The sequence below is a fragment of the Methylobacterium sp. J-026 genome (assembly GCF_022829585.1).
In the GTDB taxonomy this organism is placed as follows: Bacteria; Pseudomonadota; Alphaproteobacteria; order Rhizobiales; family Beijerinckiaceae; genus Methylobacterium.
In genome coordinates this window covers 1-12,477 of sequence record NZ_JAKSYC010000128.1, presented here as the reverse complement: position 1 = coordinate 12,477, position 12,477 = coordinate 1, and the positions used below count along the sequence as shown (strand labels likewise).

Sequence of the window (12,477 nt, the reverse complement as noted above, 5' to 3'; positions counted from 1 at the left end):
TGCGGGGGAGGATGGCCCGGCCGTCAGGCCGGGTCGGGAGAGGGCAACCCGGCTTCCGAAGAGGGCGCAACCTTCATGCAGGCCGGTGCCTCGTTCTGCAGCGTCGCTCCCCCCTTGCGGGACTTCGTCCCGACCCGACTCCCTTCGGGGGCCTCCCTCCCCCGCACAGGGGGGAGGGAGGGCGCGTGGGGGCTCCGGACCGCCTCAACGATGAGCGGACTGCGCTCCCGAACCCGGTGTGTGGATCCGCAAGCCGCAATGACCGGGGGGCCGTGATGGAGGCGGCGCTCGCGGCAAGCCTCGCCCGGGCCGAGCCGGCGGAGGACCCGCGGGCGCGCGTCGCCCGCTGGACGGCGGATTACCGCCCCGCCCCGGGCCGGCCGGACGAGTTTTTGGGCCCGGACGGCCAGCCCCGCGGGGCGTGGCCGCGCCTGCTCGACCAGCTCGGCGGCCTCACGGAGCCGGAGATCACGGCCCGCTTCGTCGCGGCGGAGCGGCACATCCGGGACGCGGGCATCTCCTTCCGCATCGCCGGGGACCAGCGCGAGCACCCCTGGCCGCTCGGCTGCCTGCCCCTGGTGATCGAGGGGGCGGAGTGGGAGGCGCTGAGCGCCGGCATCGTCCAGCGCGCGGAGCTGATGGAGGCGATCCTCGCCGACGTCTACGGCCCGGGCCGGCTGGTCGAGGAGGGGCTCCTGCCCGCCGCGATCGTGGCCGGCACCCCCGAGTTCCTGCACCCGCTCCACGGCGTCGTCCCCCCCGGGGGCCATTACCTGAAGCTCTACGCCGCCGATCTCGGCCGGGGTCCGGACGGGCGCTGGCAGGTGCTGGCCGACCGGACCCAGGCGCCCTCGGGCCTCGGCTGGGCGCTGGAGAACCGCATGGTCCTGGCCCGGACCTTCCCGGACTTCTTCCAGGACCTCCATGTCGAGCGCCTGCCGGCCTTCTTCCAGGCGTTCCGCGACGGGCTGGCGCTCGGGGCCGAGCGCGCGGACCCGCGGATCTGCCTGCTGACCTCGGGCCCCTACAGCAGCACCTATGTCGAGCAGGCGGCGCTCGCCCGCTATCTCGGCCTGATGCTGGTGGAGGGGGACGACCTCGTCATGCAGGACGGCCGCCTGCACGTGCGCACCGTCTCGGGCCTGAAGCGGGCCGACGCCCTGTGGCGGCGGATCGACTCCGACTTCCTCGATCCCCTGGAGCTGAACCCGGCCTCGCGGCTCGGCGTGCCGGGCATCCTTGACGCCCTGCGCAACGGCTCCCTGGTGATGGCCAACATGCCGGGCTCGGGGCTGGTCGAGTCGGCGGCGCTCGCCCCGTATCTCGACGGCATCGCCCGCCGGCTGCGGGGCGAGCCCCTGCGGCTCGGCCACCCCCGGGCGTGGTGGTGCGGCGACCTGGAGGGCCTCGCCCACGCGCAGGCCAATCTCGACAGCCTGATCCTGCGCCCGGCCGCCACGCCCCAGCGGGGGGCGGGGCGCGACGCGATCCTGGCGGGCCCGGCCCTGGCGGCGGAGCGCGCGCAGGTCGTGGCGGCCCTGCGCGACCGGCCCTTCGACTACGTCGCCCAGGAGGCGGCGCCGCTCTCGACCATGCCGGGCTGGGAGCGCGGGGCGGACGGCCTCACCCTCGTGCCCCGCCCCTTCGTGGTCCGCGTCTTCGCCACCCGGACGCCGCTCGGCTGGCAGGTGATGCCGGGGGGCTTCTGCCGGGTCTCGGAGGGGGCGGATGTCGACCCGATCGAGATGCGGCTCGGCATCCGCTCCGCCGATGTCTGGGTGCTGTCGGAGAAGCCGGTCGCCGCGCCCCTGATCGGATCGCACGCGGCCCCGCGGGTGCGGCGGGTCGGCGGCCACCTGCCCGCCCGGGCCGCCGACGGCCTGTTCTGGCTCGGCCGCTACCTGGAGCGCGCCGAGGCGGTGATGCGGCTGGTGCTGGCCCATCTGCGCAGCGTCGGCGACGCGGTCGGGGCCGACATCTCCGGCGCCCTCGACACCCCGGCGGCCCTGGCGCTGCGCGCCCTCCTGCACGAATGGGGCGCCACCGGCGCGGCCGACCTGCCCACCGCCCGCCTCGCCCAGGAGGCCCTGGCCGGGCGCGAGCGCGCGGGCTCGGCCCGCGCCCACATCGTCTCGGCCCGCCGCAACGTCGCCGCCCTGCGCGCCCGGCTCTCCGGCGAGGCCTGGCGGGTGCTCGCCGACCTGAACGAGCTCCTGTCCCTCGATCCCGATCGGGCGCTGACCGAATCGCAGCTCGCCGGCCGCGCCGAGCGGGCGCTGAGCCACCTCGCGGCGCTCTCCGGCCTCACCCACGAGAACATGAGCCGGGCGGAGGGCTGGCACTTCGTCGAACTCGGCCGGCGGATCGAGCGGGCGATCAACACCTGCACCTTCGCGCTGGCCTTCGCCAACGACGAGGCGACCCCGGGCTGCCTCGGGGTGATGCTGTCGCTCTGCGATTCGCAGATCAGCTACGGGCGGCGCTACCTGCAGGGGGCGGCCCTCGACCCGGTGCGCGACATGGTGGTGCTCGACCCCTACAACCCGCGCTCGATCGCCTTCCAGGCGGAGGCGATCGCCCGGCACCTCGACGACCTGCCGGCGCTCTCGGCCGACGGCATCCCCGAGCCGCATCGCCGCCTCGCCTCCCGGATCCTGGCGGAGCTGCGCAGCGGCGAGGCCGCCGATTTCGACGCCGTGCGCCTCACCGCCCTGGAGACCGACCTGGAGCGCCTCGCCGACGGCATCGCGGCGCGCTACTTCCCCACCGGGCCGAATGCCCTGCGCCCCGAGAAGCTGACGGGACTGGCTTGATGACCTGCGCCGGCAACGCCCTCGCCTCGGGGACGGTCTGCAGCCCCTGCCGCGCCGCGCGGCCGCCGGGATGATCTACACGCTGCGCCACCGCACCACCTACCGCTACGGCAGGGCGGTGCGCTTCGCCCGCTGCGCCCTGCGGCTCAAGCCGCAGGACGGCGAGGGGCAGAGCGTGCTGGCGAGCGCCGTCACCATCGACCCGAGCCCGACCACGGCGGTGATGCGCCGGGACTATTTCGGGATCGACGCGATGGCGATCACCCTGGAGGTGCCCCACACCACCTTCAGCGTCGAGGCGCTCTCCACCGTGCGGGTCGAGCGCCCGACCCCGCCGCCGCCGGAATCCGGGATGGCCTGGGAGCGGGTCCGCGACGCCGTGGTGGCCGGGCGCGAGCTCGGCGGCCGGGCGCCGGTGCACTTCCTGTTCCCGACCGGCCGGGTGCCGCTGCTGCCTGCGGTGACCGACTATGCCAGGCCGAGTTTCGCGCCCGGCCGCAGCGCCTACGGGGCGGCCCACGACCTGATGCTGCGGATCGGCGCCGATTTCCGCTTCGATTCCAAGGCCACCACCGTCTACACGCCGCTCGCCGAATCCTTCGCCCTACGGGCCGGGGTCTGCCAGGACTTCGCCCACGTGATGATCGCCGCCCTGCGGGGCATGGGCCTGCCGGCCGCCTATGTCAGCGGCTACCTGCGCACCGTGCCGCCGCCGGGCCGCCCGCGCCTGCGCGGGGCGGATGCGAGCCACGCCTGGGTGGCGGTCTGGTGCGGCGCGGGCTGGCTCGGCCTCGACCCGACCAACGGCGTGGCCGTGCGCGACGACCACATCGTGGTGGCGCGGGGCCGCGATTACGGCGACGTCGCCCCCGTCGACGGCATCGTCAGCGGCTCGGGCAAGCAGCGCCTCAAGGTCGAGGTCGACGTGATCCCGGATACCGAGACGCAGGATCTCGCGCTGGTGGGGTGAGACGGCGTCCGGCTACGAAAACGCGACGGGCCGCGTCTTCGCCCTCCTCGCCTTGACGGAGTTCGACCCGCGTTCTTACATGTTACATGTAACTGGATGCGAGACTCGGATGGGCACGCCGGTCGTCGAGAGAGTTCGGAAGCGTCGAGAGGCATTGCGCGCGGCCGGGCTTCGGCCGGTGCAGATCTGGGTTCCGGACTCGAGCCAGCCAGGTTTCGCCGAGGAATGCCGGCGCCAGTCGTTGCTGGTGGCGGAGGCCGATGCGGCCGATGACGAACTGAACGCCTTCCTCGACGCCGCGCTCGCCGATCTCGACGATCCGGCCGAGCCGTGAAACGCGGCGATCTCGTCACCGTCGCCATGGCGGGGGATTTCGGAAAGCCGCGTCCGGCACTCGTGATCCAGGCTGACACCTTCGTGCAGACCAACTCGGTGACGGTCCTGCTGCTCTCGTCGACGCAAGTGGATGCCCCGCTGATCCGGCTGTCCGTGCAGCCAACACCCCAAAACGGCTTGAAAAGGCCGTCTCAGGTCCAGATCGACAAGGTCATGACGGTCAGGCGGGCGAAAGTCGGGCCGCCGATCGGGCGGCTCGATGACGTGACCCTGTTGGCCGTGACGCGGTTACTCGCGCTATTTCTCGGCGTCGCATAGCGTCGGCGGCTGCCGAACCCAGTCCTCACCACATCGTCTTCGCCGCCCGCTCCGGCCATTCCGCGTCGTAGCGCTGGCCGCCGATCTCTCCGGCGGTGAGCGCCGCAAGGATCGCCCCCGGGCTCGGCAGGCGTGCCGGATCGACGTGGGCGTCCGGATCCCAGAGTCGCGCCCGGATGATTGCCCTTGCGCACTGGAAGTAGATCTCGTTCACCGTGATCACGAGGGCCGTGCGCGGCGCGTGGCCGTCGACGCTGAAGGACGCCAGCAGATCCGGATCGGCCGAGATCAGGGCCGTGCCGTTCACCCGCAGGGTCGTGCCCGAGCCGGGGATCAGGAACAGCAGCGCCACCCGGGGATCGCGCACGATGTTGCGCAGGGAATCGATCCGGTTGTTGCCGCGCCGGTCGGGCAGGATCAGCGTGCGCGGATCGGCGACCCGCACGAAGCCCGGGCCGTCCCCGCGCGGGCTGCAATCAAGTCCCTCGGGACCGCTCGTCGCCAGCACCGCGAAGGGCGAGGCGGCGATCAGCGCCGCGTAATCCGGTGTGACCGTGGCCGCCACCTTGGCGGTGGAGGCGGGCGCCGGGGGCGTGTGGTAGATCGCCTCCAGCGCCGCGAGGCTGTCGATGATCACCCCGCTCACGCGACCGTCCCGCCGGCCGCGAAGGCTTCGTGCTCGGCCACCAGGGCGCCGGACAGGGCGGCGTCGATCAGCGCGCGGGTTTCCGCCACCCCGTAGAGCGCCACGAAGGAGCCGAAGCGCGGGCCCCGGGCCTCGCCGAACAGCACGTTGTACAGGCTCGTGAACCACGCCTGCGACACGCCGGGCCGCCCGTCCGGGCTCTTGGCCTTGCCGGACGTGTCGGGGAAGTGGCGCCGCCCGACCTCGTAGACCGCCGCCTGCAGGGCCTCCGGATCGGTGGAGCCGGCATGGCCCTCGAGCGTCTCCGAGAGATCCGCCAGGGCCGCCCGCTCCTCGGGCGTCGGTTCCCGGTAGGTCTTGGCGGGCCGCACGAAATCCGAAAAGTACTTCAGCGCGTGGACCACCAGCCGGTCGAGGCCCGGATGGGTCTCCGGCCCGGTCTGCGGCGCGTAGCGGCGGATGAAGCCCCACAGCACGGCCGGATCCTCGGTGTTGGCCACCGCGGCGAGGTTGAGCAGCATCGCGAAGGTCAGGCTCGCGCCCTCGACCCGCTCGGGCTCGGGCGGTTTGCCGGCGTGCAGGTGCCAGACCGGGTTGCCGAGCCGGAGCTTGGCGTCCTGGCCGGCATAGCGGTCGAGGAAGCCGATATACTCGTCCACGTGACGCGGGATCACGTCGAAGAACAGCCGCTTGGCCTCGCGGGGCTTGTTGTACATGAACAGGGCGAGCGAGTCCGGCGTGCCGTATTTCAGCCAGTCGTCGATGGTCAGGCCGTTGCCCTTCGACTTCGAGATCTTCTGGCCCTTCTCGTCGAGGAAGAGTTCGTAGTTGAAGCCCTCCGGGGGCTCGCCGCCGAGCGCCCGGGCGATCCTGCCGGAGAGCTTGACCGAATCGATCAGGTCCTTGCCGGCCATTTCGTAATCGACGCCCAGCGCCACCCAGCGCATCGCCCAGTCGGGCTTCCATTGCAGCTTGGCGTGGCCGCCGGTCACCGGGGTCTCGTAGCGCTCGCCCGTGGCGGGATCACGCCACACGATGGTGCCGCTCTGCGCCTTCACCGCGTCGATCGGCACCTGCATCACGTGGCCGGTGACCGGGTGGAGCGGCAGGAACGGGGAGTAGCTCGCCGAGCGCTCGGCGCGCAGGGACGGCAGCATGATCTCCATCACGGAATCGTAGCGCTCCAGCACCCGCAGTAGCACCGCGTCGAACCGGCCCGCCCTGTAGTAGTCGGTGGCCGAGGCGAATTCGTAGGCGAAGCCGAAGGCGTCGAGGAAGCGGCGCAGCTCGGCGTTGTTGTGCGCCCCGAAGCTGTCATGGGTGGAAAACGGGTCCGGCACCCGGGTCAGCGGCTGGTTGAGATGGGCGGTGAGCATCGCCCGGTTCGGGACGTTGTCGGGGACCTTACGCAGCCCGTCCATGTCGTCCGAGAAGGCGAGCAGCCGGGTCGGCACCGCGTCGCGGGTCAGAACCCGGAAGGCGTGCCGCACCATGGAGGTGCGGGCGACCTCCCCGAAGGTGCCGATATGCGGCAGCCCCGAGGGGCCGTAGCCGGTCTCGAACAGCACCTCGGTCTTGCCCGATTTCTCCAGCCGCGCCACGAGCTTGCGCGCCTCCTCGAAGGGCCAGGCGGCGGCGTTGGCGGCGGCCTCGATGGTGTCGGGGTCGAGGGTCAGGGCTGGGGGCGCGGCTTGCATGTCTTTTGGGATGAACGCGATGTGGACGCGCGCACCCTAGAGCGGTTCGCACCGGAGCGGAACGCCCGGCGGTGCAATGCGAAGACCCGCTCACCCGCAGGCGCCCTGTTGCGGGCGTGTCGCTCAAGCTATCGGCCGCCGCGCCGTGTGCCGGATGCTGCGCACGATGACTTCATCGGAACCGACGCGATAGGTCTGATGTAGGGGTAAGGTGTCACGACGATGCGCCGAATGCCACGCCGGTCAGTCGTCTGGCGGCGTCGGCACCCGCCGGATGATGGCGCGTGATATCGGCCAGCACGTGATCGAGCTGGCGCGCGGCGGTGCGGGTCAGCCGCAGCCTCACAGGCCATACTTCGCCCAGATGGCGCGGACTTCCGCATCGGTGGCATATTCGCCGCGGGCCTCCTCGGCGTCGGCTTCGTCCTGCTCCGCCGCCTCCTCCGGGGTGAACTGGTAGACCGAGTCCTCATCCCCCACGAAGGCCAGCATCAGGCGCGCGATCGCGTCCTCCAGGTCCGGAGACAGGTCGCGCGCCTTCGCCACGGCCTGTTCGAGAAGATCCGTCATGGTGCCTCCGACAGCCGAAGCCCGGCGGGCAGGGTTCCCGATTCCCCGCCGCGATGAAAGCCCTCAGAACGGGCTCACCGGGAAGAACCGCAGGTACAGTTCGGTGTACTTCCCGTCGTCCCAGACCCGCTGCAGCGCGTCGTCCAGCGCCCGGGACAGGGCCGCGTCCTCCTGGCGGGTGATCAGGCCGATCCCCTCGCCGAAATAGCGGTTCTCCAGGTAGTCGCCGCCGGTGAGCGCGCAGCACGCGTCCGCCTCCTGGCCGCCGACATAGAGGGCGAGGTTGAGGCCGTCGGCGAAGAGGTAGTCGATCTCGCCGCGCTTGAGCGCGCCCTCGGCCGCCGCAAGATCGGTGAAGTCCTTCGGGACGGCCTTCGGGAAGAACGCCTTGAGGTAGGCCGCGTGGGCGCTGTTGTCGATCACGCCGACGCTCCGGCCGGCGAGCGCCGCCGCCGAGGGGAGCGGCAGGCCCCTGTCGGCCCGGGCGGCGAAGCGGGCCGGCCACCGGAAATACGGCCGGGTCGTCAGGAATTTCTCCCGCAGCTTCGCCGTCAGGGGGATCGCCGCCGCGACCACGTCGCCCTGCTTGCCGTCCAGCGCGTCGAGCAGGGTGTCGAAGCGGCGCGCCTGCACCGTGCAGGGGATCGTCAGCTTCTCGCAGACGGCCCGGGCGAGCTCGACCACGAAACCCGTCGGGTTGCCGTCGGGGCCGGCGAAGTGCAGCGGCGGGAACTCGTCGTCGGTGAGGAAGCGGACCGCCCGGCCGGTCTGGGGCGCCTCCACCCGCTCGCCGCGGCTGCGCGGGTTCCAGAAATCCGGGACCGTGACGGCGGGGGTGCCAGGGGTGGCACTCTGCGGCTCCGGCGGCGCGGCGGCGGCGGGGCGCGGTCCGGTGCAGAGGGCGGCGGCGACCACGACCGCCGCGACCCGCCATGGGAATCCTGTCCGCCCGCCTCTTGACGGCGGGGCGGGGGCGATGCTCCTCTCGGAGCGCGGGGCTGGGGACTGGCTCACCCCCCTCCTCTATCACGACCTGGAGCCACCGGGGGAGCGCCGGCGTGCCGTTCCAGTCTCCCCACGCGTTGCCGCCGGAGATCGCGTTCCTGCGCGCCGAGGGCGTGGACGGGCGGTTGCTGGACCGGGCGGCCGCCGACGCGGCCGCGGCCGGCACCGACGCGGCGACCGCGCTCCTGAATGCCGGCCTGATGGACGAGGCGGCGTATTACCGGGCCCTGGCCCGGGCGCTCGGCACCCCCTACCTCGACGGGCCGATCCCGTTCGGCCCGGGCCTGCGCTTCCCCGAGAGCCTGGTCGCCGGTCTCGCGCCCCTGGCGCTCGGGTCGGTTGTCCCGTCGGTTGTCCCCTGCGTGCTGGCGCCCCGCGGCCGGGTGATCGCCGACCTGCTCGACCGCCCGCGCCGGACCGGCCTGCCGGCCCTGACCAGCCCGACCCACCTGCGCGAGGCCGTGTTCGCCGCGATCCCCGCGCAGGTGGCGAATCACGCGGCCAACGACCTGGCGCGGCACGCGCCCGAGCGCGCGACCGCGCGGGAGCCGGCCTACTGGGGGCTGCTGGTCCTCGCCCTCGCCCTCGCCGCGGGGCTCTGCCTGTGCGCGGCGCTCCCGGCGCCCCTCGCCCGCGCGGTGCTGCTGGCCGGGCAGAGCCTGTTCCTGGCCATGACGACCTTCCGCATCGCCGCCCTGGTGATCGCGGCCCCGGTGACGGCCGAGGTGCCGCCCCTCGCCGATGCCGACCTCCCGGTCTACACGATCCTCGTCCCCCTCCACCGGGAGGCGGCGGTGGTGCCGGCCCTGCTCCGGGCGCTGGCGGCCCTCGACTATCCCCCGGCCAAGCTCGACATCAAGCTGCTGCTGGAGGCCGGCGACCGGGAGACCCGGGCGGCGCTCGCCCGCGTGCCCCTGCCCGCCCGGTTCGAGGTGATCACGGTGCCGCCGGGCGGCCCGCGCACCAAGCCGCGGGCGCTCAACGCCGCCCTGCCGCTCGCCCGCGGGGACCTGCTCACCGTCTACGACGCCGAGGACGCCCCCGATCCCGGGCAGTTGCGGCTGGCCGCCGCGCTGTTCGCGCGCCTGCCCGAGCGGACCGCCTGCCTCCAGGGCCGGCTCGTGATCGACAATGCCGGCGATTCCTGGCTCAGCCGCGCCTTCGCCCTGGAATATGCCGGCCTGTTCGACGTGCTGAACCCGGCGCTCGCGCGGTGCGGCCTGCCGGTCCCCCTCGGCGGCACCTCGATGCACCTGCGCACCCGGGTGCTGCGGGCCCTGCGCGGCTGGGACCCCGCGAACGTGACCGAGGACGCCGATCTCGGGATCCGGCTGGCGCTCGCGGGCTACACGGTCGGCGACCTGCCGAGCGCGACCATCGAGGAGGCGCCCGCCCGGTTCGGGCCGTGGCTCGCCCAGCGCACCCGCTGGCTGAAGGGCCTGGTCCAGACCAGCCTCACCCACGGGCGCCATCCGCTGGCCAATGCGCGCCGCCTCGGGGCGTTGGACATGCTCTGCGCCGTGGCCCTGGTTCCGGGCACCGTGGCCTCGGCGCTGGCCTATCCGGTGTGCCTCGCCGCGGCGGCCTGGGCCTTCCTGGTCCGCGAGATCCCGGCCGCCCCCGTCTTCCTCGACAATCTCGCCACGGGGCTCGCGATCACCCTGTTTGGGACCGGGCTCGTCGCCCTGATCCTCCCGGCCCTGCTCGGCTGCGCCCGGCGCGGCTGGGGCGACCTCGCCCAATCGGTCCCGTTGATGCCCGCCTATTTCCTCCTGGTCAGCGTGGCGGCGTGGCTGGCGCTGATCGAGCTGGTCCGCGCCCCCGAACGCTGGAACAAGACCCCGCACGGCCTGGCGCGCACGTCCCGGAGCGGCCGGCTGCGACCCGTGCGCGCCGTCCCGGCAACCGCCCTTCGGGACGAGGCCCCGGGTCACACCCGCGGGCAGCCCCCGGCGCGGGATCGCGCGTTCTCATGATCTGCATCCGCCCGGCGCGCTGAATCCGGCGCGACACTTCCAGCACAACACTTGCCGCGTAACACTTGCCGCGCAACACTTGCGGCTCTCGTGCCGTTGTCGTCCGAAAGCGGATGATCACCAATGGCCACGATCGCGATCCTGATCGGCACGCAGGCAGGGGCCCGGCTGCTGGCCGCCGCCTCCGAGCGGGAGGCGGCCCTGTCGGCCGAGGCGTTCCTGCTGCGCCTGCCCGTCCGGGCGCTGCCGGCCCCGCTCTGGGTGCAATGCGCCGACCCGGCGGTCAGCGGACGCCTCACCGGCTATCTCAACGCCCTGCAGGCCGAGCAGGTGCGCGAGCGCGCCGTCCGGACCTGACGCGTGCGCGGGTATCCGGCGGTCGTTGGCGTTCGACGGACGCGATGCCCGTCGCGACATCCGCCCATCGTTCCGGTTCCGGTTTCCGGGGCGATGCGCTAACGCCACCGGCATGAGCGAGACACGCGAGACGGGCCGATCCGGTGGCGCCGGGGCGCCCACCGGGGGGGCGCCGGCGGAGCCCCCCCTGGGCAGGCTCCTGGGCCTGATGGCGGTGCTGCGCGACCCCGTCCGCGGCTGCGCCTGGGACGTGGCGCAGACCCCGGCCAGCATCGTGCCCTACACGATCGAGGAGGCCTACGAGGTCGCCGACGCGGTGGCGCGCGGCGACCGGGACGACCTGCGCGACGAACTCGGCGACCTGCTCCTGCAGGTGGTGTTCCACGCCCGCATGGCCGAGGAGCAGGGCGCCTTCGCGTTCGACGACGTGGCCCGGGCGATCGGCGACAAGCTGGTGCGCCGCCATCCGCACGTGTTCGCGCCGGACGGGACGCTGCTTCCGGCGGGGTCGCCGCTGCGCGATCCGGCGCAGGTCGAGGCGCAATGGGCGGCGATCAAGGCGCAGGAGCGGGCGGCCCGGGCGGCGGCGGACTCCGCGCCGGACCCGCTGGACGGGGTCGCCCGCGCGCTCCCGGCTCTGGCCCGGGCGGAAAAGATCTCCCGGCGGGCGGCCGCCTACGGCTTCGACTGGGACGACGCCGCCCAGGTGGTCGGCAAGGTCCGGGAGGAGACCGACGAGGTCGCCGAGGCCCTGGCGGCGGCCGACCGGACGGCCGTCGCCGAAGAGATCGGCGACCTCCTGTTTGCGGTGGCCAATCTCGCCCGCCATGCCGGGATCGATCCGGAGGCGGCCCTGCGCGACGGCACCGCCAAGTTCGAGCGCCGCTTCGCCGCCATGGCCGCGCATCTGCGGGCGGCCGGCGGGGACCTCGGCCGGTCGGACCTGCCCGCCATGGAGGCCGCCTGGCAGGCGGCGAAGCGCGACGAGGGGGATCATCGGACCGGGTAGCGCATCGTCCCGAAAGGTGGAGACCGGCTTTCGGAACGAGACGATGCGGATCGGAAAGCGAGCGCATCGTCCCGAAAGGTGGTGGCCGGCTTCCGGAAGGGACGATGGGCCGGGCCGGCGCGACGATCCTGCGCGGGGCGCGGCGATCCCCGAGGGCTCGACAGGCCCCGACCGGCGGATATGTTCCGCCCATGCGTCTCGCCCTCCCCGCCTTCGCCGCCCTCGCGCTCGCCGCGTCCCTGTCCCGGCCCGCCGCAGCCGAGACGATCGTCCAGGGGCGGTTCGGCTGCCACAGCCAGGAGGTCACGGACCGCCTGTTCAAGCTGGTCATGGCGGGCGACGAGTCGGGCTTCGGGCAACTCCTGCGGGGCAGTCTCGCCAGCGGCGAGTGCCGGTCCTGGAAGCCCGGAGAGGCGGTCCGGCTGGAATCCCGGACGATGAGCTACGGCTGCCTCGCCCCGGAGGGCGCGCAGGACCGCTGCTACTGGACGCCGCTGAGCGCGATCGCGACGCCGAACTGAGATCGCCGGGGCCGGAACCCGGTCCCTCAGGCCGCCCGCACGGTGCTGAGGAACCTTTCGACCTCGGCCGAGAGCTGCTCGGCGTGGCGCGACAGGTCCGTGGCCGCCGTGAGAACGTGGTCGGCCGCCCGGCCGGTCTGCTCCGAGGCCTGGGCGACGCCGGCGATGTTGCCGGTGACCTGCTGCGTTCCGGCCGTCGCCTGGCCGACATTGCGCACGATCTCCTGGGTGGCCGCGCCCTGCTGCTCCACCGCCGCCG

At 73.3% G+C, this 12,477-nt stretch carries 13 protein-coding genes and 1 pseudogene; 8 read left to right on the top strand and 6 right to left on the bottom strand.

Annotation, left to right across the window (positions count from 1 at the left end; translation table 11 throughout):
* Positions 1 to 275 precede the first annotated feature (275 nt).
* The 4 genes from MKK69_RS12690 to MKK69_RS12675 all read left to right on the top strand — a co-directional run bounded on the left by MKK69_RS12690 (position 276) and on the right by MKK69_RS12675 (position 4,437).
* On the top strand, positions 276 to 2,813 hold the full coding sequence (locus tag MKK69_RS12690) for a circularly permuted type 2 ATP-grasp protein (RefSeq protein ID WP_243968274.1): 2,538 nt from the start codon (positions 276 to 278) through the stop codon (positions 2,811 to 2,813).
* 70 nt (positions 2,814 to 2,883) lie between these two features.
* Complete coding sequence (locus MKK69_RS12685; RefSeq protein WP_243968241.1) at positions 2,884 to 3,783, top strand: transglutaminase family protein; 900 nt, start codon at positions 2,884 to 2,886, stop codon at positions 3,781 to 3,783.
* A 109-nt stretch (positions 3,784 to 3,892) separates the two neighbouring features.
* The gene (locus MKK69_RS12680) at positions 3,893 to 4,117 is read left to right on the top strand and encodes an antitoxin MazE family protein (protein ID WP_243968240.1); all 225 of its coding nucleotides are present in this window, start codon (positions 3,893 to 3,895) and stop codon (positions 4,115 to 4,117) included.
* Entirely contained in the window at positions 4,114 to 4,437 is a 324-nt protein-coding gene (locus tag MKK69_RS12675) for a type II toxin-antitoxin system PemK/MazF family toxin (RefSeq protein WP_243968239.1), read from the top strand. Before MKK69_RS12680 ends, MKK69_RS12675 begins: the two co-directional genes overlap by 4 nt.
* Positions 4,438 to 4,462: 25 nt before the next feature.
* Here the strand turns inward: MKK69_RS12675 and MKK69_RS12670 are convergent, their stop codons facing one another.
* The 5 genes from MKK69_RS12670 to MKK69_RS12655 all read right to left on the bottom strand — a co-directional run bounded on the left by MKK69_RS12670 (position 4,463) and on the right by MKK69_RS12655 (position 8,265).
* Entirely contained in the window at positions 4,463 to 5,074 is a 612-nt protein-coding gene (locus tag MKK69_RS12670) for a pyridoxamine 5'-phosphate oxidase family protein (RefSeq protein ID WP_243968273.1), read from the bottom strand.
* A 5-nt stretch (positions 5,075 to 5,079) separates the two neighbouring features.
* Positions 5,080 to 6,780 carry a lysine--tRNA ligase gene (locus MKK69_RS12665; RefSeq protein WP_243968238.1) on the bottom strand — a complete coding sequence of 567 codons (1,701 nt, stop codon included), beginning with the start codon at positions 6,778 to 6,780 and terminating at the stop codon, positions 5,080 to 5,082.
* A 214-nt stretch (positions 6,781 to 6,994) separates the two neighbouring features.
* The gene (locus tag MKK69_RS30985) at positions 6,995 to 7,126 is read right to left on the bottom strand and encodes a hypothetical protein (protein WP_279598349.1); all 132 of its coding nucleotides are present in this window, start codon (positions 7,124 to 7,126) and stop codon (positions 6,995 to 6,997) included.
* The gene (locus MKK69_RS12660) at positions 7,123 to 7,350 is read right to left on the bottom strand and encodes a hypothetical protein (protein WP_243968237.1); all 228 of its coding nucleotides are present in this window, start codon (positions 7,348 to 7,350) and stop codon (positions 7,123 to 7,125) included. The genes MKK69_RS30985 and MKK69_RS12660 overlap by 4 nt, the downstream gene beginning before the upstream one ends.
* A gap of 63 nt (positions 7,351 to 7,413) precedes the next feature.
* The gene (locus tag MKK69_RS12655; RefSeq protein WP_409564803.1) at positions 7,414 to 8,265 is read right to left on the bottom strand and encodes a transporter substrate-binding domain-containing protein; all 852 of its coding nucleotides are present in this window, start codon (positions 8,263 to 8,265) and stop codon (positions 7,414 to 7,416) included.
* Positions 8,266 to 8,408: 143 nt separating this feature from the next.
* Between MKK69_RS12655 and MKK69_RS12650 the strand changes: the two genes are divergently transcribed.
* From MKK69_RS12650 to MKK69_RS12635, 4 genes are all read left to right on the top strand, one after another.
* Positions 8,409 to 10,331, top strand: a complete 1,923-nt coding sequence (locus MKK69_RS12650; protein ID WP_243968235.1) for a glycosyltransferase family 2 protein — start codon at positions 8,409 to 8,411, stop codon at positions 10,329 to 10,331.
* Positions 10,332 to 10,454: 123 nt separating this feature from the next.
* Positions 10,455 to 10,688, top strand: coding sequence for a hypothetical protein (locus MKK69_RS12645; RefSeq protein ID WP_243968234.1), 234 nt, complete (start codon positions 10,455 to 10,457; stop codon positions 10,686 to 10,688).
* A gap of 112 nt (positions 10,689 to 10,800) precedes the next feature.
* Positions 10,801 to 11,697: a nucleoside triphosphate pyrophosphohydrolase gene (gene mazG / locus MKK69_RS12640; RefSeq protein ID WP_243968232.1), complete on the top strand. Its 897-nt coding sequence runs from the start codon at positions 10,801 to 10,803 to the stop codon at positions 11,695 to 11,697.
* Positions 11,698 to 11,888: 191 nt separating this feature from the next.
* A complete protein-coding gene (locus MKK69_RS12635) occupies positions 11,889 to 12,218 on the top strand; it encodes a hypothetical protein (RefSeq protein ID WP_243968231.1) in 330 nt (109 codons plus the stop codon).
* A 26-nt stretch (positions 12,219 to 12,244) separates the two neighbouring features.
* On the opposite strand, the pseudogene MKK69_RS12630 reads toward MKK69_RS12635, so the two are convergent.
* Positions 12,245 to 12,477, bottom strand: a pseudogene (locus MKK69_RS12630) (methyl-accepting chemotaxis protein); the annotation flags it as partial.